This window comes from Mycoplana rhizolycopersici, assembly GCF_013378445.1.
Classification (GTDB): Bacteria; Pseudomonadota; Alphaproteobacteria; order Rhizobiales; family Rhizobiaceae; genus Mycoplana; species Mycoplana rhizolycopersici.
Window position 1 is genome coordinate 249,521 of sequence record NZ_JABXYK010000001.1, and the last position, 19,161, is coordinate 268,681.

Genomic DNA, 19,161 nt, shown 5'->3' on the forward strand with positions numbered 1-19,161 from the left:
AGCAGCCGTTCTTACAGAGCTTCAGAATCAGTTTCGCCGGTGCGGATGCGCACGGCATGGTCGATGGAGTAGACAAAGATCTTGCCGTCGCCGATCTGGCCGGTCTTGGCAGCGACAGCGATGGCTTCGACGGCCTTGTCGACGGTCTCGGATGGGACAGCGATCTCGATTTTCAGTTTCGGGAGGAAGCTCACTGCATATTCCGTTCCGCGGTAGATTTCCGTGTGCCCCTTCTGGCGCCCGTACCCCTTCACTTCGGTCACGGTGAGGCCTTGGATACCGACAGCGGTGAGGGCTTCTCGCACCTCATCGAGCTTGAACGGCTTGATAATTGCCATCACGATCTTCATCTGGTTTCCCATCCTTCGTGTTCACCCACGGCCGAGGCCGTTTCTCCTTGCTGCCGCTTGGCATTCTGCCGCAGCCGCCGGACCTACACATTCAAGGGGCGTGCCAGATTCGATGCGAATCGTAAGATATTGTTAAATAAAGGATTTATGTATCAGCCGCACCGCAAGCTAAAAAAGCGCCACGCGCTTAGCCTAAAAAATAGGCGATTTTTAAAAACCGCACTATTTTTGTTCAATTGCCTTTTTGCGAATCAATCCCTCTTGCGCCACCGACGCAATCAACGCTCCGGAGCGGCTGAACAGGCTGCCGCGCGTCATCCCGCGCCCGCCGGATGCCGACGGGCTGTCCTGTGCGTAGAGGATCCAGTCGTCGAGGTCGAACGGGCGATGGAACCACATGGCATGGTCGAGGCTTGCGACCTGCAGTGTCGGATCGAAGACCGACGTGCCATGCCCGAACAGCGCAGTGTCGAGCAGCGTCATATCCGAAAGATAGCCGAGAACGGCAGCCTGCAGATGCTGCTCGTGGGGAACGCTTCCGGTCGCCCGCATCCACACATGGCGAATCGGCAGCGACTGCCCGTCCAGCGGCGGCGGCGTCAGTTCCACCGGGCGCAGTTCGATGGGGCGCGGCCGCTCCCAATAGTCGCGCACCGCCTTGGGCGCCGTGGCGAGGAACTGCCGCCGCGCTTCCTCATCGACGAGAACAGCCTCCGGCGGCGGCACGTCGGGAATGGAGAGCGAATGCTCGTAGCCGCCCTCGTCCTGATGGAACGAGGCGGTCATGAAGTAGATGGGTTTGCCGTGCTGGATGGCGATGACGCGGCGGGTCGTGAAGGTGGCGCCGTCGCGGACACGGTCGACATCGTAGAGAATAGGCACGCTCGGGTCGCCGGGGCGGATGAAGTAGGCGTGCAGCGAATGGATGAAGCGGTCGGCCTCGACCGTCCGGCTTGCCGCAATTGTGGCCTGAGCGATCACCTGGCCGCCGAAGACCCGCTGCCAGCCGACCTGCGGACTCCGCCCGCGGAAGAGATTTACCTCCAGCGTCTCCAGATCCAGGATGGACAGCAGTGCCCCCATGGGCGTTCTGGCGTCGGCAGCTTGCGACATTTGGACATTCTCCCCCGGTAGGAAACTGATCCCGTGTCCTCTATATAGGTTGCACTGACCGCTCAAGGGCAGGGAGATTTCGCGATGATCGACATTCTTGTGGCGGGTGGCGGCTATGTCGGCCTGTCGCTCGCGGTGGCGCTGAAAAAGGCCGCACCGCATCTTGTGGTGGAGCTTGTCGATCCCGCACCGGCCGGCGCATGGCAGCGCGACGAGCGCGCCTCGGCACTGGTGGCAGCCGCGCGCAATCTGCTCGCCGTGCTCGGCGTGTGGGACAAGATCGAACCGGAGGCCGAACCGATCCGGCGCATGGTGATCACCGATTCGCGCGCCGGCGATCCGGTCCGGCCGGTCTTCCTGACGTTCGAGGGCGCTGGTACGACGGAAGAAGGACAACCCTTCGCGCACATGGTCCCCAACAAGGCGGTGACCGGCAGCCTGCTGGAAGCGGCCGGATCGCTCAGCCTTCCCGTTCATTGGGAGACGTCGGTGGTCGACTTCGCGACGGGGCCGCACCTCACCGAAGTGACGCTGTCGAACGGCGAGGCCCGGCAGGCGAAGCTCTTGATCGCCTGCGACGGAGTTCGCTCGAAACTGCGCGACATCGCCGGCATCAAAACGGTGCGTTTCGAGTATGGCCAAAGCGGCATTGTCACGACCGTGGAGCATGAGCGGCCGCATGAAGGTACTGCCGAAGAGCATTTCCTTCCCGCCGGCCCGTTTGCCACGCTGCCGATGACGGGCAACCGTTCGTCGCTTGTCTGGACGGAGCGGACGGAAGATGCCAATCGCCTGATTGAGAGCGACGACCTGGTGTTCGAGGAAGAGCTGGAACGGCGCTTCGGCCACAAGCTAGGCACGCTGCGCGTGGTGGGCGGTCGCAAGGCGTTCCCGCTCGGGCTGACGCTCGCTCGCGCCTTCGTGGCACCGCGCTTTGCCCTGGCCGGCGACGCCGCCCACGGCATTCACCCGATTTCGGGACAGGGGCTCAATCTCGGCTTCAAGGACGTTGCCGCGCTGGCCGAAACGATCGTCGAGGCCGACCGGCTCGGCCTGGATATCGGGTCGCTTTCCGTGCTCGAACGCTACGAGACCTGGCGGCGCTTCGACACGTTCCGCATGGGGGTCACGACGGATGTCCTAAACCGGCTTTTTTCCAACGACGTCACGCCGGTGCGGGTCGTTCGCGACCTGGGACTGGGGATCGTCGATCGGCTTCCGGGTCTGAAATCCTTCTTTATACGGCAGGCAGAGGGCCTGACCGGCCGTAACCAGCCGCGCATGCTGGTGGGCGAGGCAATCTGAGGCAATTGCCTCCGGCAAGCTCGAGCACCACCAAACGATACCTTGCGGCGGCGCTCAGTCCTTCAGTTCGCGCGCTTCGGAAATCAGCATGATCGGAATGCCGTCGCGGACCGGATAGGCGAGCTTGGCGCGCTCGGAGACCAGTTCGCCGGTGTCGGCGTGCCAGCTGAGCCGTCCCTTCGTCAACGGACAGACGAGAAGCTCGAGAAGCTTCGGATCGACGCTGTTCGTCTTGTTCTCCACCGTCGCGCTCCTATTGCAGCCGCGTGTCGACATCGCCGAAATTGCGCGCCAGCACGATCTCGGTAATCGCGATCAGCGTTTCCGCTCGCGTCTTCAGGTCCGGCGCTTCCAGCAGGGCCTGCTTCTCGGCCGGGCCGTAGGGCGACATCATCGACATCGAATTGACGAGGGTGGTGTTGCTTGCGCGTTCGACGCTCTCCCAGTCAGCCTCCAGCTTGTTGGCCTCGAGATAGGCCCGGAAGGCCGAGAGCAACGCCTCCCGGTCCACACCGCGTTCGTCGTCGGCACCGGAGAGGTCGCTGATGAAGGGGGCGATCTTGAACGAACGATAGGCCTTGCCGTTCCGTACTTCGTTGATCAGCCGGTAGCGGCAGACGCCTGTGAGGGACGTGATGTAGCGGCCGTCGCCGGTCTCGGCAAAGGAGGTAATGCGGCCGATGCAGCCGACCTGGCAGAGCGCCGGAGCCTCGGAGGACGGGTCTGATACGACGTGGTCGCCAAAGACCGGCTGGACCATGCCGATCAGCCGGCTCCCGGCAAGCACGTCGTCGAACATGGAAAGATAGCGCGGCTCGAAAATGTTGAGGGGCAGTTGCCCTCCCGGCAAGAGTAGCGCGCCCGTCAGCGGAAACACCGGAATGACGCTCGGCAGGTCATCCGGCTTCAGATAGCGTGCATTCCCAACATGCATTGCATCGCCTTCCCGTCGCAATCACTTTGGCCGACATCCCTGAAGTTGCCGGCGGCGGTATGCCCTTGAAATGGGGTTTGCAGCGGAATTCTCAAGGTGTACCGCATGTTGCGGTCAGGAAAACAGGATCGACGACAGCTTGCGACGCGCAGCGATGGTTGCCGGGTCCTTCGGGCCCCACACCTCGAAGAACTGCAGCAGCTCTTGCCGGGCCGCATCGTCCTCGAATGTGCGGTCGCGCTTCATGATGGTCAGCAGGTGCTCTGCCGCCGCCCCGCGGTCCCCTTCGACGTTACGGATCTTGGCAAGCTTCAGCCGGGCGGCATGATCATCCGGGTCGGCGGCCAGCACCTGCTCGAGCGCCAGCGGATCGCCGAGCTTGCGCGCCTCCTCGATCTGGTCGAGCTGCTTCGACACAGCCGCGATCGCCGGGTCCTTGGCCATCTCTTCCGTCGCAGACGCCAGCGCCTGGCGGGCGTTGTCGATCTGGCCGGCGGCAATCATGCACTGCGCCATACCTGCAAGGGCTGCGGCATTTTCCGGATCGGCCTGCAGGATGGCACCGAAGAGATCGGCCGCGCCGGCAATGTCCTTCCCGTCCAGCAGCGTCTTCGCCTCGGCCAGGATCGCTTCGATCTCGGCCTTCTGGTCCGCGCCCGCGGGTCCGGCGATCTTGTCGATGAAGGCCCGCACCTGGCTTTCCGGAAGCGCGCCCATGAAGCCGTCGGCCGGGCGTCCGTCGACGAAGGCGACCACCGCGGGGATCGACTGAATTCCGAGCTGTCCGGCAATTGAGGGGTGATCGTCGATGTTCATCTTGACGAGCTTCACGCGGCCCGCAGCTTCGGTAACGACCTTTTCAATCACCGGCGTCAGTTGCTTGCACGGGCCGCACCAGGGCGCCCAGAAATCGACGAGGACAGGCTGCTGGCGCGATGCTTCGATCACGTCCTTGGCGAAGGTGGCCGTGGTGGTGTCCTTGATGAGGTCGCCTGCGGGCGCTGCTCCGCCATAGTTGACGGCGGCGTTCATCTGTCCACCAAACGACGTCGCATAGGGATTGTCGCTCATCTTCTTCTCCTGCGGACCCTCGCCCGACTTTCAATCGAATTCGCCACAAGATCGTATGTCAGCTGGTCACTTTCAAGACAAGCGGTTCGTGGCCGGTGGCCTCGATGAACCGCAGCAGATCCTTCGAGGCGATCGAGGTGGTGGCATCGTTGCGCAGCGGATGCGCGTTGATGACATCGTATCCCATCATCTCCTCGTCGATGATGACCTTGACGTTGAGCCCGGTGTCGTTGATCGCGCCGAACGCCGTGACGGAACCGGGAATGACGCCCAGATACTCCATCAGCTTCTCCGCCTTCCCGAAGGAGACCCGGCTTGCGGCACCGATGACGGTGTGCACACTCTTCAGGTCGACGGTCGCATTCTCCTCGACGGTCAGCAGGAAGTAACTGTCCTTCTTGTCCTTGAGAAAAAGGTTCTTGGTGTGACCGCCGGGAATCTCATCGCGCAGCGCCACCGATTCGGCCACGGTGAAAACGGGCTCGTGCCTCATCGTCTTGTGCGCGATGCCGAGACTGTCGAGATAGGCGAAGAGCTCGTCGTCGGTCTTCGGAGGGGTCGCGCCCTGCTGCATGTCGTCTTGCTGCATGTAGCTTCGCTGCATGTCCATGTCTGGTCCCGCTCGTTTTCGCATCTATTCGTCATGCGCCCCATAAAGACGCGGCCTCGAACGTTGCTTAAGCCGGATGAAACGACGAGGCAACCGGCGACATGCCGCATCCTGGCTGCGCCATCGCCTGAGTTTCCGGGCTTTCCAAAGGGCGTCCGAAAATTTCTGAAAAATCCCGTCATTTCCCTGTTGCATTTGAAAATCGGTTAGGCCATATAGCGCCCGTCGCCGCAACGCAGCGACCTTCGGCCACCAACTACCCCAGGCCGTCGACGATGAGCGGGTGTAGCTCAGGGGTAGAGCACAACCTTGCCAAGGTTGGGGTCGAGCGTTCGAATCGCTTCACCCGCTCCATTCTTCCAAGACGCTGCAAGCCTCGGTTCGCCGGGGCTTTTTTGCGTTTTGGCGCATCTGGAATCGCAGAAATTGCGCCTGATATTTCCATCGACGGTTTCGTGAATGTCACTCTGAGCGAGTGTCGGTCTCTAGTGTGCAATCCACCCTGCACCTTTGGTTGAGACGGTGACTGATTTCTACAACTTCGATAGTTGGGGCTGCGCACGGAACGACTTATAGTACAGCCAGTGTGGCGCCCGCAGGACTAGCGCCTGTTTACCCGAATTGAGGACGCAGCATGGCCGAGATTACCGGGACGTCTGGCAAAGACATCCTGAAGGGGACTTCCGAGGACGATATTATCAAGGGGCTGGGCGGCAATGACACGCTCATTGGTGACGACGGGAGCGACACTCTCCACGGCGGAACCGGCGACGATACGCTCTTCGGTGGCAATGAAGATTACCACAGCTACGAATACAACGCCGCGCAAACCAGTAGCGACAGGATCTACGGCGAAGCGGGGAACGACACACTCTACACCGCGGGCGTCAACTGCATGGTCGACGGCGGCGACGGCAACGACACCCTCTACATCATACACGGCGTAGGCGGGAAGTTCTGCGGCGGCAATGGCAACGACGTCGTGCGCGACTTTCGATACGCTACCCTGGCCGAGACTTACGGAGGCGATTTTGTGTTCGTCACGACGGCCAAGCCGAATTCCTATACCGTGGACCTTGGATCCGGCAATGACCGGTTCGAGGCCGTACTCCACCCCGAAGATGAAATCGTCGTAGACGGCGGATCCGGCACCGACCATGTGTCCCTCGACTTCCGGTTCTACACGACCGGCCTGAAACTCTCGGTTTCGGATGCACCGTCATTCACTATCGCGTCGGTAACGTTGAAGAATGTGGAAAGCGTCGAACTTGTCGGCAGCATGGGGAGAGACAGCTTTTCCGGCGGCACTGGCAAGGACATATTCGACGGCAGCAGCGGCAACGATATGCTTTCTGGCGGCGGCGGTAACGACTCGCTCAACGGCGGGAGCGGAGGCGACCTGCTCGACGGCGGGACCGGCGACGACTTTCTTGGCGGCGACAAGGGCAACGACAAGCTCTACGGCCAGAGCGGCAAAGACGAACTCTCCGGCGGACAAGGCAACGACAAGCTCTACGGCGGATCGGGCAACGACGGGCTTTGGGGTGGCCGCGGCAGCGACCTGTTGGACGGCGGCACCGGGGCTGACAGGCTGGCAGGAAACACAAGCAACGACACCTACATAGTCGACAACAAGGGCGACAAGGTAGTCGAGCTAGCCAAGCAAGGCACTGACCATGTAGTGTCGTCTATCAGCTATACGCTTACGGCCAATGTCGAGCACCTGACGCTTGTCGGCAGCGGCAAGACCAGCGGTACCGGTAACAACCTTTCCAACACGATCACCGGCAACAACTCCGCGAATACGCTGAGCGGCGGCTCCAACAACGACAAGCTCATTGGCGGTCTCGGCGCGGACAAGCTCTACGGCGGCACGGGATCGGACATCTTCGTCTTCAAAACCCTTCAGGATTCCACGCCCGGCAAATCCGGCCGAGATACTATTTTCGACTTCTCCAAGGGCGACAAGATCGACGTTTCGGCTATCGACGCCAGCACGAGGAAGGGTGGCGATCAGGGTTTCACCTTCATCGGAGCGGACGACTTCTCGGACAAGGCGGGGGAACTGCGCTACGACAAGGGGAAATCCGACACTTATATTCGTGGTGACCTGGATGGCGACGGCAAGTCGGATTTCGCCATTCATCTCGATGATGCGCGGATGCTTGTAAAGACAGATTTCATCCTCTGACAGCGGAACCAATTCGGCCGGACGCCGTCCGCCTACGGCAAATTTCTGTGCAGAACCTCGCCACCGGAAGCAGGTTCGCGAAAAGGCGTGATCAGTTCACCCGTGCGGCACCAGTTGCCTCCACCGTCAGCGCTTGCTGAAAACGTAGTCCGTCTCCTGCCGCAAGATCTCGCCTGGCCGCAGGACCGCCTTGGGGAAGGTGGGGTGGTTGACGGAATCCGGCCAGATCTGCGTCTCCAGGCAGAAGCCGGCGAAGGGGCCGTATGTCCGGCCTTCCAGCCCCGGCACGGGCACATTCACCATTGCACCGGTATAGAGCTGCACACCCGGCTCCGTCGTCCTCACCTCGAGCGAGACGCCGGAGTTTGCGCTGCGAACGAATGCGGCCACAGTCTTGGCGCGGCGTTCGGGCGCGAGGCAGAAGTTGTGGTCGAATGCCACGCCGCCAGCTTCCGTCTGCCGCCGCATCGACGCCATCTCTCGCAGGTCGAACGGGGTTCCCTCGACGGGGCGGATCTCGCCTGTGGGGATCAGGCGGTCGTCCACCGGCAGGTAGCGGTCGGCGGCGATGCTGATCTCGTGATCGAACGCGTCGCTGCTGCCGTCGAGATTGAAATAGCTGTGCTGGCAGACATTGGCGATGGTCGGCGCGTCGCTGGTCGTCTCGTAGACAACCGACAGCGTTCCGGTCCCGGTCAGGCGATAGGTGCAGGTCGTCGTGCTGGTGCCGGGATAGCCGGCGCGACCGGCCGGATCGACGATGTGCAGCACCACATGGCTGTCCGACTGCTCGACCAGCTGCCAGTTTCGCCTTCCCATCCCGTCGCTGCCGCCATGGAGATGGGTGACGCCGCGTTCGTTCAGCTCGAGCTGGCAGGGGTGGCCGTCGATCTCGAACCGGCCGTTTGCGATCCGGTTGGCATTGCGTCCGGGGGTAGCACCGAAGTAGGGCGAATGGGCGACATAGTCGGCCAGGTTTTCAAGCCCGAGGACAAGCGGCGGCTGGTGCCCCTCCAGCCGGAGATCCTGAATAACCGCGCCCCAGGTCAGCACCTTCGCGGTCAGGCCGCCGCCGGTGATCGTCACCCGATAGACCGCCTCACCATCTTCCAGACGGCCAAATACTTCATTTTCCGCAGCCATCGACATTCCTCCCGGCATTTCCGATTTGCGCGGGCAAACTGCGGCAAATGGACAGACGGGGCAATCAAAAAATCATACAAATGGCAGCAGGCAAATGGCGGCGTCAGCGCGACAACTCCCTGGTGGCCGCCTGCAGGCCCGCCAGGGTCAGCGGGAACATGCGACCGAACATCAGCCGGCTGATCATCGCAATCGACTGGGTGTGGCGCCAATGCCCCTGCGGGACCGGATTGATCCAGATCGCGTGTGGAAAATGCGTCGTCAGCCGCGACAGCCATACCGCGCCGGCTTCCTTGTTCCAGTGCTCTACCGATCCGCCCGGATGGGTGATCTCGTAGGGGCTCATGGAGGCGTCGCCGACGAAGATGAGACGATAGTCGCCGCCATAGGTGCGGATGAGATCGAGCGTCGGCGTGACGTCGACGCGGCGGCGGCGGTTGTCCTTCCACACGCCTTCATAGGCGCAATTGTGAAAGTAGAAGTGCTCCATGTGCCGAAACTCGGAGCGGGCGGCCGAGAAAAGCTCCTCGACGACGCGCACATGCGTTTCCATCGATCCGCCCGCGTCGAAGAACATCAGAAGCTTCACGGCGTTGCGGCGCTCCGGGCGGGTCACCACGTCGATATAGCCGTGCTCGGCGGTCGAACGGATCGTGCCCTGCAGGTCAAGCTCGTCTGCTGCCCCTTCGCGCACCCATTTGCGAAGACGCTTCAAAGCCACCTTGATGTTGCGCGTACCGAGTTCGACGGTATCGTCGTAGTCCTTGAATTCGCGACGATCCCAGACCTTGACGGCCCTGCGGTGGCGCGAGGCGTCCTGCCCGATCCGGATGCCTTCGGGATTGTAGCCGAAGGCCCCGAAGGGCGAGGTGCCGGCAGTACCGATCCATTTCGAGCCGCCCTGGTGGCGCCCCTTCTGCTCGGCAAGCCGCTCCCTCAACGTCTCCATCAGGCGTTCGAAGCCGCCGAGGCTCTCGATCAGCCGCTTCTCCTCGTCGGTGAGGTACTTCTCTGCCAGCTTCTGCAGCCACTCGACAGGTGTGTTGACGTCGATCGCGTCGGGCGTGCCGCCGGACACGGCATCGAGCCCCTTGAAGCTCTCCGCGAAGACGCGGTCGAACCTGTCGATGAAACGCTCGTCCTTCACCAACACACTGCGGGCAAGATAGTAGAAGGCTTCGACGTCGAAGGCGGCAAGCCCCGCCTCCAGGCCTTCGAGCAGCGTCAGGAACTCCCGGAGCGTAACCGGAACCTTCGCCGCCCGCAGGGCCAGGAAGAAGGATATGAACATGGCCGTCAGAGGGTCTTCTGATAGACGATGAACGGGGTCTTGTCGGCAATCCTGTCGTAGAGCCGGCGGGCTGTGGCGTTGAATTCCTGCGTCAGCCAGTAGACCTCAGGCGCACCCGCCGCAGCCGCCCTTTCATAGACGGCCTCGGTCAGAGCGCGCCCGATGCCGGTGCCACGGACTTCGGGATCGGCATAGAGGTCCTGGAGATAGCAGACGTCGCCGGTCGACCAGGTGCTGCGATGAAACAGGAAATGCGCCAGCCCGACCGCCCTTCCGTCCGACACCGCAAGCAGGCCGGCCATCGACGCGCCGTCGTCGCCCGTCAGGCGGGCAAAGGTCTTCCGGAAGACTTCCTCGGGCAGGCTTGTCTCATAGAAGGCGAGATAGGCCGTCCACAACCGCCGCCATTCGGCCTCGTCGCTCAGCTTCAGGGGTCTGACTTCGAGGCCGCTCATCCCGTCATCCTTCCGTGCCGATCCTGTCCAGCTCATAGGGCGTCGTCTGGTACATCTGGTTGATCCAGTTGCCGAACAGGAGGTGTGCATGGCTTCGCCAGCGATTCAAGGGGGCGATCGCCGGATCGTTGTGCGGGAAGTAGTTCTTCGGCAGCTTGATCGGCACCCCGGCATCCGCGTCACGGAAATACTCGTCGGCCAAGGAGGTCGAATCGTATTCGACATGGTTGAAGACGTAGAGACGCTTGCCTGCCTTTTCCTGCACGAAGCAGACGCCGGTCTCATCGGACTCCATCAGGATTTCCAGTTCCGGATGCTTGCGAATGTCCGCAGCCCGCACCTCCGTCCAGCGCGATACCGGGATCTGGAAATCGTCGGAGAAGCCGCTCAGGAAGACCGAGGAGGGATTGCGGTTGTGATGGCGGAAGACACCGAACGCCTTCTCCTCGAGGGTGTATTTCGGCACCTGATGGAAGTGATAGATCGCCGCCATCGCACCCCAGCAGACGTTCAATGTCGAATGAACGTTGGTGACGGTCCAGTCGAGGATCTGCTTCATCTCGTCCCAGTAGGTGACGTCCTCATACTCCAGCGTCTCGATCGGTGCGCCGGTGATGATGAAGCCGTCGAACTTGCGATGCTTGATCTCCTCCCAGGTGTCGTAGAAGGCCAGCAGGTGTTCTTCCGAGGTGTTCTTCGCCTTGTGGCCGCCGACGCGCACGAGCGAAAGCTCCACCTGCAGCGGCGACGCGCCAACCAGCCGCGCCATCTGGATCTCGGTCTTGATCTTGTTCGGCATGAGGTTCAGCAGCCCGATCTGCAGCGGGCGGATGTCCTGGCGGACAGCCACCGTCTCGGTCATCACCCGCACGCCCTCATGCACGAGGGTTTCGAATGCGGGCAGCGTATCGGGAATCTTGATGGGCATGGCTCACTCGACAAAAACAAAAAACCGGCGGCGATTTTCGTCGCAACCGGTCCACGGGAAGGCCCCTTCTCGCGGCCCTTTAGCGACTTCTTTAACGTGGCTGCAAGCCGGCCGGCCAAATCACCACGGAACGAAGACTAGATAGCGCTTGAGCGCTCCGGAATCAACATCGGCAATGGAAGCGCGAAAGCCGGCGGGCGGGTCGTTCTCAGGCGAAGCCCGAACGGCGGAAGAATTACCCGTCCCGCCGCGCCATGAAAGCCAGTCGCTCGAAAAGGTGAACGTCCTGTTCGTTCTTGAGAAGCGCGCCGTAGAGCTTTGGCAGCATCGTCTTCGGGTCCGTCCGCAAATCGGCGGGCTCGACGTCGTCTGCGACGAGCAGGCGGATCCAGTCGAGAGCCTCCGAGGTCGAGGGGCGCTTCTTGAGGCCCGGCGTCTCGCGGATATCGAAGAATGCCGAAAGCGCTGCCTGGAGCAGCGATTTGCGGATACCGGGATAATGGACCTCGACGATGCGGCCGAGCGTCTCCGCATCGGGAAAGCGGATATAGTGGAAGAAGCAGCGGCGCAGGAAGGCGTCCGGCAGTTCCTTTTCATTGTTGGAAGTGATGATGACGATCGGCCGGTTTGCCGCCGACACCATCTCGCTCGTCTCGTAGACGTGGAATTCCATCCGGTCGAGCTCCTGCAACAGATCGTTCGGGAACTCGATATCGGCCTTGTCGATCTCGTCGATCAGAAGCACTGTCTTCCGCGGCGCCTCGAAGGCCTGCCACAGCTTGCCCTTGCGGATGTAGTTGCGAACGTCGTTCACCCGCTCGTCGCCAAGCTGGCTGTCGCGCAGGCGCGTCACCACGTCGTACTCGTAGAGCCCCTGCTGGGCCTTCGTGGTCGACTTGACGTTCCATTCGATCAGGTCGAGCCCAAGCGCCGTCGCAACCTGGCGCGCGAGTTCCGTCTTGCCGGTGCCGGGCTCGCCCTTCACCAGCAGCGGACGTTCCAGCCGGATCGCGGCGTTGACCGCTATCATCAGGTCCTTGTCGGCGACATAGTCGGCTGTTCCGGAAAACTGCATGCCCTGTCATTGCCTCCGCGTTGCCTCGCCATCTAAGGCAATTTCAGCAAAAGTGCGAAGCGGATTTGCACCCCAAACTGCGGAAAAACAAACGGATAATGCACCCTGCCGGAACTGCTCCAAAGGGTCCGCGGCGCGCGTGGCCGCCGCGTGCGACAACGCGACGGGGCTGATCTCGTTGTAATGCGCCTATCTCAGGCGAAGAATTGCCCACCATTGGCAGAGATCGTCGAGCCGGTGATGAAGCCCGCATCGTCCGAAGCAAGGAAGACCACGCAACGGGCGATCTCCTCCGGTTCGCCAAGCCGGCCGACCGGGATCTGTGGAATGATGCGCTCGTTCAGGACCTTCTCGGGCACCGCACGGACCATCTCGGTGCCGATATAGCCCGGGCAGATGGCGTTGACGGTAACACCCTTGGCCGCACCCTCTTGGGCGAGCGACTTGGTGAAGCCGAGATCGCCGGCCTTGGCCGCGGAATAGTTCGCCTGCCCCATCTGGCCCTTCTGGCCGTTGATGGAAGAAATATTGATGACGCGGCCGAAGCCGCGATCGCGCATGCCGCTCCAGACGGGATGGGTCATGTTGAACAGACCCGTCAGGTTGGTGCCGATCACCTCTCCCCACTGCTGCGGCGTCATCTTGTGGAACATGGCGTCGCGCGTGATGCCGGCGTTGTTCACGAGCACGTCGACCGGACCAAGATCCGCCTCGACCTTGGCGATGCCGGCTGCACACGCCTCATAGCTGGACACGTCCCATTTGTAGACCGGGATGCCGGTCTCGGCCTTGAAGGCGTTTGCCGCCTCGTCATTGCCGGCATAATTGGCGGCGACCGTGTATCCCGCCTGCTTCAGCGCAACCGATATCGCGGCGCCGATACCCCGCGTTCCACCCGTTACCAGAGCTACCCTCGTCATGCCTGCCTCCCCTGTCGAGATTTTTTGGTTTGGCCGGGCGCGGTGCAATATAGCATCGCGTCCGGATGCGGCGGATGGTTCGTGACAATGACGTTAGCCGAAACTTACATCCGTTCCACGCACATGGCGACGCCCATGCCGCCACCGATGCAGAGCGTCGCCAGGCCCTTGGAGACGCCTCGACGCTTCATTTCGAACAGCAGCGTGTTGAGCACGCGTGCTCCCGAAGCACCGATCGGGTGGCCGATGGCGATCGCGCCACCGTTGACGTTGACGATTGTCGGATCCCAGCCGAGATCCTTGTTGACTGCGCAGGCCTGGGCCGCGAACGCTTCGTTGGCTTCGACCAGGTCAAGATCCGAGACTTTCCAACCTGCCTTCTCCAGCGCCTTGCGAGACGCGGGGATCGGGCCGGTGCCCATGATCTGGGGATCGACGCCGGCAGTGGCCCAGGAAACGATGCGGGCCAGCGGCTGGATGCCGCGTCGCGCAGCCTCGGCCTCGCTCATCAGCAATGCCGCCGCAGCACCGTCGTTGATGCCGGAAGCGTTCGCTGCGGTGACCGTGCCTTCCTTGTCGAAGGCGGGCCGCAGCTTGGCCATCGCATCCATCGTGGCGCCATGTCGAATGTACTCGTCGCTGTCGACAATCACGTCGCCCTTGCGCGTCTTGACCGTGAAGGGGACGATCTCGTCCTTGAAGCGGCCTTCCTTCTGGGCGGCTTCCGCCTTGTTCTGCGAGGCAACGGCAAAGATGTCCTGTTCCTCGCGCGAAAGCTGCCACTTCTTGGCGACGTTCTCGGCGGTAATGCCCATGTGGTAACCGTAGAAGGCGTCGGTCAGGCCGTCCTTGATCATCGTGTCGATCATCTTGAAATCGCCCATCTTCACGCCGGCGCGCAGGTGGGAGCAGTGGGGCGCCATCGACATGGATTCCATGCCGCCGGCAACGATGATGCCGGCGTCGCCGGTCGCGATCTGCTGCATGCCGAGGGCGACTGCCCGAAGGCCGGATCCGCAGAGCTGGTTCATGCCCCAGGCCGTCTTCTCCTGCGGCACGCCGGCCTTCATCGCGGCCTGGCGGGCCGGATTCTGGCCTTCGCCCGCCGCCAGCACCTGGCCGAGGATGACCTCGTCCACTTCGCCCGCCGAAACGCCGGCGCGTTCCAGGACGGCGGATATCGCCGCGGCTCCGAGTTCATGGGCGGGCGTATTGGCAAACGCGCCGTTGAAGGCGCCGACCGCCGTACGGGCCGCGCTTGCGATGACGATAGAGTTGGCCATGGGTGTCTCCTCAAGATCTGGGTCGCATTTCCGCCCGCGGCTTGTTCCCGCCGTGTAGGCTTGGCATGCCCTTCCGATTGCCGATCCGGCCATTCGGCCGCCTGTTCCGGCAATCGCCTCAAGGCAAAACTGTCAAAGCTTTGGGGGAGAGTCAAACGGCTTGTCCGGCCATGGGGCGCTATTGCGGCCGACGCTTCGCAAGCGCCGCGCATATTGCGCAGCATTTTTTCACCGCAACGCACAAAGGGTTTGTTATGCTGTACTTTTTTGAGGATACTCAAGACGCACAGAGCGATTGGAACACGGGGATGAGGAGACCCAGATGGCCAAGAACGACAGCCCGATCACAATCAAGAAATATGCGAACCGGCGCCTCTACAATACCGGAACAAGCACTTACGTCACGCTCGACGATCTCGCGGTGATGGTGAAGAAGGGGGAGAACTTCATCGTCCAGGACGCGAAGTCGGGAGAGGACATCACACATTCGGTTCTCACACAGATCATTTTCGAGCAGGAGTCGAAGACAGGCAACACGCTCCTGCCGATCTCCTTCCTGCGCCAGTTGATCGGCTTCTACGGCGACCAGATGCAGATGGTCGTGCCGAGCTATCTCGAGCATTCGATGCAGGCGTTCACCGAGCAGCAGTCGCAGATGCGCGAGCAGATCAACAAGGCCTTCGGCGACACGCCGCTCGGCAAGAACCTGCAGATGCCGATGCAACTCGTCGAGGAACAGGTTCGCCGCAACACCGAAATATTCCACAAGGCGATGCAGATGTTTTCGCCCTTCATGAACGCTCCGCAGCCGAAGGAAACGAAGAAGGCGGAAGCAAAGGACATCGACGAGCTGAAGGAACAGCTTCGCGCGCTGCAATCCAAGCTCGACAATCTGGGCTGAGCGATGGGCCGGCCGGCGCGGAATCCACTGCCGACGGCGGGCGTTTGATCCGACAGCTACACCTCGGAAAACAAAAGGGCCGGTCTCGGAACGACCGGCCCTTTGTCATGGAGGTTGCAGTGGCGCTTACTTGCAGCCTTCGATCTGCTTCAGCGCTGCTGAAATGCCCGCCAGCGAATAGGAGTAGGAGGTGCCGGTACCGCGGCGAGAGGTCGCCTTGACCGACATGTCCTTGCCCGACTTCATCGCCGCGACCAGAGCCGGTTCTTCGGCGGCGTTTTCGACCCAGGCGGAATTGCCCTTGGTGAACATGACGAAGGTGCGGCCGTCGATGACGACGTTGACCTTCGAGTTGTCCTGCAGCGGATAGCCCATCATCGCCTGCGGCTCGTAGGAGATATTCTGGCCCGGGCGCTGCGACACGAGGAAGAAGATATCGCCGTGGTCGACGCCGGTCGGAGCCTTTTCCTTCGGCACGGACAGGACGTAGCAGACCTTGCCGTTGCTGGATTGGTATGAGTAGGCGCCCCAGGCGTTGAATTGCTGTATGCGCGTCGGTGACTGCGCCAGAGCAACGCCGGCCGTTGCTGCGACGAAGGTGAGTGCGGTTGCGATCTTTCTTACAAACATGATTCCCTGCCGATTGTCTTGCTATCGTCGCCCGGACGCGGACGTGGCCCTCGCATGGTCACGATTTGATTTAATTTGACTTAATTCTGGTTACCAAAACGTCAACGGATGCTTATTTCGTTGACCCCGCGGTTACTATGAACGCCTCGACAATGCAAATTGCCTCAGCATTCACAGTCCGGGCCGCCCAGTCGCCGGTGAAAAAGCCCATCCCATCGCATGATGGTGTTCACAAAGATTCGGGCAAGAGTTTGACAGCCGTCATCAGCGGCGGAAATGCCCGCTCCCCAGAGCATGCACGCCTTTGGTAAGCGAGGAACAAGGAGGTGACTAAAGCCTTCAGACGGTGTCCTGCAGGCCATCCATCATCGCCCGGTCGGCCGATTCGTAGTGGTCCTCGCGGATATGCCCGCGTATGGCGGCAAAAGCTGCCGTCAGAACCGCGATGTCGTCGGAAAAGCCGACAACGGCAAGAAAATCGGGGATCCCGTCGATCGGAAGAACGAAGTAGGCCAGTGCAGCCAGCAGGATGCCGCGCACGCGTGCTGGCGTACGCGGATCGAGGGCGCAGAAATAAGCGGCAACGAGATCGCGGCTGAACGGGATCTGCCGGATGGCACGCTTCAGCACGGGCCAGAAGCGCTTGCGGACGCGCTGGCGCTGCCCTTCCTGCTCCTCGTCGTCACCGGGCAACAGAATTTCTCCGATCTTCACATCGTCCATTCCGACACTCCGCCACACTCACTCGCGGACACACGCCCACGAGCGCCATGCAAATAATATGGGAATGCCGCTTCTGCGTAGCAAGCATCTCCCCCGACCAAGCATCTCAATGGATGCGGGCCGCCTTCTCCATCGCTTCGGCCAACCGGAAATCGAGCGCGGTGACCCCGCCGGCCGAATGGGTCGTCAGGCGCACATCGACGCGATTGTAGACGTTGAACCACTCGGGATGATGATCGAGCCGCTCGGCGGCTTGCGCGACCTCTGTCATGAAGGCGAATGCGGCGCCGAAATTCTTGAACTTGAACGATTTGGCAATGGCAAGACCGTCGTCCTCGAGCTTCCAGCCCTCGAGTACGGCGAGACTGGACGTGATGGCTTCGGTGCTGAGCTTCTCGTGCTTCATCGACGACATCCTCCGTTGCGGGGCCCCGTCTTAGCAGATAATTTGCCTACCTTCATCTTCGGAGGCTCCATTGGCGCAGCGTTCCATCCTCTTTGTCTGCCTCGGCAACATCTGCCGCTCTCCCCTGGCGGAGGGGATTCTGCGCCACCTGGTCGAAAGGGAGGGCCGCCATCACGACTTTGTTATCGATTCTGCCGGAACGGGTGCATGGCATATCGGCGATCCGCCAGACAGGCGCGCCATTTCGGTTGCCGCCGGCCATGGCGTCGACATCTCGAACTTGAAGGCTCGAAGGGTTGCGAATGACGATTTCGATCGCTTCGACCTGATTCTGGCGTTGGACGGCAGCAACCTGCAGACGCTGCGCGAACTGGCGCCTGAGGGCAGCCGCGCCACCATCGAGCTTTTCTGCACCCATACGCTCGGCGCAACAGATGACGTGCCGGACCCCTATTTCGGTGGGCATGCCGATTTCGAGGCGGTCTACCGTTTGCTTTACCGCGGATGCGCGACCATCGTCGAGGGGCCGAGCGACCATCCACTCTCATAGAGCGGAAAGACTTCCTCCGTCACATACGGACCGCCGCCGACCGATTCCTTCGACGACATCAGCACGAAGCGATTCACCATGAAGGGCGAAGAGAAGAAGTTGCCGCGCCCCGAAAGATAACCGACCACATCGTCGAGACGGGCGTTCCGCAACCGGGCGAGGGTGACGTGCGGGGTGAATTTCCGCGGATCGGCGGGAAGGCCGAGCCTCTGGCAGATGCGTTCAATCTCCGCCTGCAGGGCATACATTTCCGGGGCCGGCGTCACGCCGGCATAGATGGAATGCGGCTTCTTCGAACCGAAGGATCCGACGCCCGACAGAGATAGCTGGAACTCGGGTCTTTCGATGCGATCGAGCCGGTCGACCACCTCATCGGCGGTACGGCCGTCGATATCGCCGATGAACCGCAATGTGATGTGGAAGTTTTCGACGTCGATCCAGCGGGCTCCCGGAAGGCCCCCACGGAGCAATGAAAGGCTCATGGCGGCGTTACGCGGCACTTCGAGGGCAACAAAAAGTCTCGGCATGGCGAGCTCCCCGAATCTGTGTTCGTATGCTCAGGGAATCACGCATTACCCCTCTGCGCAACTCCAATTTCGCACCCGCGAAAACCCTTAGCCGCTTACCCCCAGGCTTTTTAGAAATTGCTCAACTGTCGGCAGCATCTTCTCGACCATGACGGAAACGCCCTTCTCGTTCGGATGCATGCCATCGTCGAGCTGCAAATCGGCATGGGTCACCACCCCGTCGAGAAAGAATGGGTAGAGCGGGACTTCATGCTTTTCGGCGATGCGCCCGTAGATACCGTTGAAGCGTTCGGCATACTCCGCTCCCATGTTCGGCGGAGCGAGCATGCCGACGAGCAGGACGGCGATGCCACGTTTCTTGAGATCCGAAACCATCTTCTCGAGATTTTGTTCCGTCTGTTCAGGCGCGATGCCGCGGAGCGCATCATTGGCGCCCAGTTCCAGGATCACTCCCCTCGTTCCGTCCGGCACCGACCACTCGATCCGCGCCAGCCCGCCCGAGGTGGTATCGCCCGATACGCCGGCATTGGCGATGGCGACGTCCAGCCCCTTCTCCTTCAGCACCCGTTCCAGCTGCACCGGAAACGCCGCCTCGGCCGGAAGCTCGTAACCCGCCATCAGGCTGTCGCCGAAGCCGACGATCTGGACCGGTTCGGCCGCAGCCGGGCGGGCCAGCGCCAGCATGGCAAGCGCCATGGCGATGAAAATTCCGTGAGTGGCTTTAAACGGCATTTCGCTGATCCTAAGTTGCTGGC

General features: G+C 61.6%; 22 protein-coding genes, 1 tRNA gene and 1 riboswitch. Of the genes, 5 read left to right on the forward strand and 18 right to left on the reverse strand.

What is annotated here, in order from left to right; genetic code table 11:
* Window positions 1–11: 11 nt before the first annotated feature.
* Both HV823_RS01185 and HV823_RS01190 read right to left on the reverse strand, forming a co-directional pair.
* Window positions 12–350: a P-II family nitrogen regulator gene (locus HV823_RS01185; protein WP_176947917.1), complete on the reverse strand. Its 339-nt coding sequence runs from the start codon at window positions 348–350 to the stop codon at window positions 12–14.
* Between the two features lie 222 nt (window positions 351–572).
* Entirely contained in the window at window positions 573–1,463 is an 891-nt protein-coding gene (locus HV823_RS01190) for an acyl-CoA thioesterase (protein ID WP_176947918.1), read from the reverse strand.
* Window positions 1,464–1,547: 84 nt separating this feature from the next.
* On the opposite strand from HV823_RS01190, the gene HV823_RS01195 reads away from it, so the two are divergent.
* Window positions 1,548–2,768: a ubiquinone biosynthesis hydroxylase gene (locus HV823_RS01195; RefSeq protein WP_176947919.1), complete on the forward strand. Its 1,221-nt coding sequence runs from the start codon at window positions 1,548–1,550 to the stop codon at window positions 2,766–2,768.
* 54 nt (window positions 2,769–2,822) lie between these two features.
* Here HV823_RS01195 and HV823_RS01200 read toward each other — a convergent pair whose 3' ends face one another.
* The 4 genes from HV823_RS01200 to HV823_RS01215 all read right to left on the reverse strand — a co-directional run bounded on the left by HV823_RS01200 (window position 2,823) and on the right by HV823_RS01215 (window position 5,377).
* The gene (locus tag HV823_RS01200) at window positions 2,823–3,011 is read right to left on the reverse strand and encodes a Trm112 family protein (RefSeq protein ID WP_343051688.1); all 189 of its coding nucleotides are present in this window, start codon (window positions 3,009–3,011) and stop codon (window positions 2,823–2,825) included.
* Between the two features lie 10 nt (window positions 3,012–3,021).
* Window positions 3,022–3,702 (reverse strand): LON peptidase substrate-binding domain-containing protein, encoded by a 681-nt coding sequence (locus tag HV823_RS01205; protein WP_176947921.1) that lies wholly within the window; start codon window positions 3,700–3,702, stop codon window positions 3,022–3,024.
* 114 nt (window positions 3,703–3,816) lie between these two features.
* Window positions 3,817–4,734 (reverse strand): thioredoxin, encoded by a 918-nt coding sequence (gene trxA / locus HV823_RS01210; protein ID WP_425487623.1) that lies wholly within the window; start codon window positions 4,732–4,734, stop codon window positions 3,817–3,819.
* Between the two features lie 97 nt (window positions 4,735–4,831).
* Window positions 4,832–5,377, reverse strand: a complete 546-nt coding sequence (locus HV823_RS01215; RefSeq protein WP_246300688.1) for a prolyl-tRNA synthetase associated domain-containing protein — start codon at window positions 5,375–5,377, stop codon at window positions 4,832–4,834.
* 285 nt (window positions 5,378–5,662) lie between these two features.
* Between HV823_RS01215 and HV823_RS01220 the strand changes: the two genes are divergently transcribed.
* Together HV823_RS01220 and HV823_RS01225 are read left to right on the forward strand one after the other, a co-directional pair.
* Window positions 5,663–5,737 (forward strand) — tRNA-Gly (locus HV823_RS01220).
* Window positions 5,738–6,017: 280 nt separating this feature from the next.
* Window positions 6,018–7,574 carry a calcium-binding protein gene (locus HV823_RS01225; RefSeq protein WP_176947923.1) on the forward strand — a complete coding sequence of 519 codons (1,557 nt, stop codon included), beginning with the start codon at window positions 6,018–6,020 and terminating at the stop codon, window positions 7,572–7,574.
* A gap of 126 nt (window positions 7,575–7,700) precedes the next feature.
* Here HV823_RS01225 and HV823_RS01230 read toward each other — a convergent pair whose 3' ends face one another.
* The 7 genes from HV823_RS01230 to HV823_RS01260 form a co-directional block, all read right to left on the reverse strand.
* Window positions 7,701–8,723: an aldose epimerase family protein gene (locus tag HV823_RS01230; protein WP_425487619.1), complete on the reverse strand. Its 1,023-nt coding sequence runs from the start codon at window positions 8,721–8,723 to the stop codon at window positions 7,701–7,703.
* Window positions 8,724–8,820: 97 nt separating this feature from the next.
* Window positions 8,821–10,008 carry a vWA domain-containing protein gene (locus HV823_RS01235; RefSeq protein ID WP_176947925.1) on the reverse strand — a complete coding sequence of 396 codons (1,188 nt, stop codon included), beginning with the start codon at window positions 10,006–10,008 and terminating at the stop codon, window positions 8,821–8,823.
* Window positions 10,009–10,013: 5 nt separating this feature from the next.
* Window positions 10,014–10,463, reverse strand: coding sequence for a GNAT family N-acetyltransferase (locus HV823_RS01240; RefSeq protein ID WP_176947926.1), 450 nt, complete (start codon window positions 10,461–10,463; stop codon window positions 10,014–10,016).
* Window positions 10,464–10,467: 4 nt separating this feature from the next.
* On the reverse strand, window positions 10,468–11,391 hold the full coding sequence (gene metA, locus HV823_RS01245; protein WP_176947927.1) for a homoserine O-acetyltransferase MetA: 924 nt from the start codon (window positions 11,389–11,391) through the stop codon (window positions 10,468–10,470).
* 59 nt (window positions 11,392–11,450) lie between these two features.
* A riboswitch (SAM riboswitch) is annotated at window positions 11,451–11,528 on the reverse strand.
* Between the two features lie 98 nt (window positions 11,529–11,626).
* Complete coding sequence (locus tag HV823_RS01250) at window positions 11,627–12,466, reverse strand: AAA family ATPase (protein WP_176947928.1); 840 nt, start codon at window positions 12,464–12,466, stop codon at window positions 11,627–11,629.
* 194 nt (window positions 12,467–12,660) lie between these two features.
* Entirely contained in the window at window positions 12,661–13,386 is a 726-nt protein-coding gene (gene phbB / locus HV823_RS01255; RefSeq protein WP_176947929.1) for a beta-ketoacyl-ACP reductase, read from the reverse strand.
* 104 nt (window positions 13,387–13,490) lie between these two features.
* Window positions 13,491–14,669 (reverse strand): acetyl-CoA C-acetyltransferase, encoded by a 1,179-nt coding sequence (locus HV823_RS01260; RefSeq protein WP_176947930.1) that lies wholly within the window; start codon window positions 14,667–14,669, stop codon window positions 13,491–13,493.
* 322 nt (window positions 14,670–14,991) lie between these two features.
* On the opposite strand from HV823_RS01260, the gene phaR reads away from it, so the two are divergent.
* Window positions 14,992–15,570, forward strand: a complete 579-nt coding sequence (phaR, locus tag HV823_RS01265) for a polyhydroxyalkanoate synthesis repressor PhaR (RefSeq protein WP_176947931.1) — start codon at window positions 14,992–14,994, stop codon at window positions 15,568–15,570.
* 126 nt (window positions 15,571–15,696) lie between these two features.
* On the opposite strand, the gene HV823_RS01270 is transcribed toward phaR, so the two are convergent.
* The 3 genes from HV823_RS01270 to HV823_RS01280 all read right to left on the reverse strand — a co-directional run bounded on the left by HV823_RS01270 (window position 15,697) and on the right by HV823_RS01280 (window position 17,329).
* Window positions 15,697–16,200 carry an invasion associated locus B family protein gene (locus HV823_RS01270; protein ID WP_176947932.1) on the reverse strand — a complete coding sequence of 168 codons (504 nt, stop codon included), beginning with the start codon at window positions 16,198–16,200 and terminating at the stop codon, window positions 15,697–15,699.
* A gap of 339 nt (window positions 16,201–16,539) precedes the next feature.
* Window positions 16,540–16,923, reverse strand: coding sequence for a YkvA family protein (locus tag HV823_RS01275; protein ID WP_176947933.1), 384 nt, complete (start codon window positions 16,921–16,923; stop codon window positions 16,540–16,542).
* 106 nt (window positions 16,924–17,029) lie between these two features.
* Window positions 17,030–17,329, reverse strand: a complete 300-nt coding sequence (locus tag HV823_RS01280) for a 4a-hydroxytetrahydrobiopterin dehydratase (RefSeq protein WP_176947934.1) — start codon at window positions 17,327–17,329, stop codon at window positions 17,030–17,032.
* 70 nt (window positions 17,330–17,399) lie between these two features.
* Between HV823_RS01280 and HV823_RS01285 the strand changes: the two genes are divergently transcribed.
* Entirely contained in the window at window positions 17,400–17,879 is a 480-nt protein-coding gene (locus HV823_RS01285) for a low molecular weight protein-tyrosine-phosphatase (RefSeq protein ID WP_176947935.1), read from the forward strand.
* On the opposite strand, the gene thpR is transcribed toward HV823_RS01285, so the two are convergent.
* Together thpR and HV823_RS01295 are read right to left on the reverse strand one after the other, a co-directional pair.
* Window positions 17,825–18,406, reverse strand: a complete 582-nt coding sequence (gene thpR, locus HV823_RS01290; protein WP_176947936.1) for an RNA 2',3'-cyclic phosphodiesterase — start codon at window positions 18,404–18,406, stop codon at window positions 17,825–17,827. The two genes, HV823_RS01285 and thpR, sit on opposite strands and share 55 nt — an antisense overlap.
* 87 nt (window positions 18,407–18,493) lie before the next feature.
* A complete protein-coding gene (locus HV823_RS01295; protein WP_425487624.1) occupies window positions 18,494–19,102 on the reverse strand; it encodes an arylesterase in 609 nt (202 codons plus the stop codon).
* Window positions 19,103–19,161: the final 59 nt, after the last annotated feature.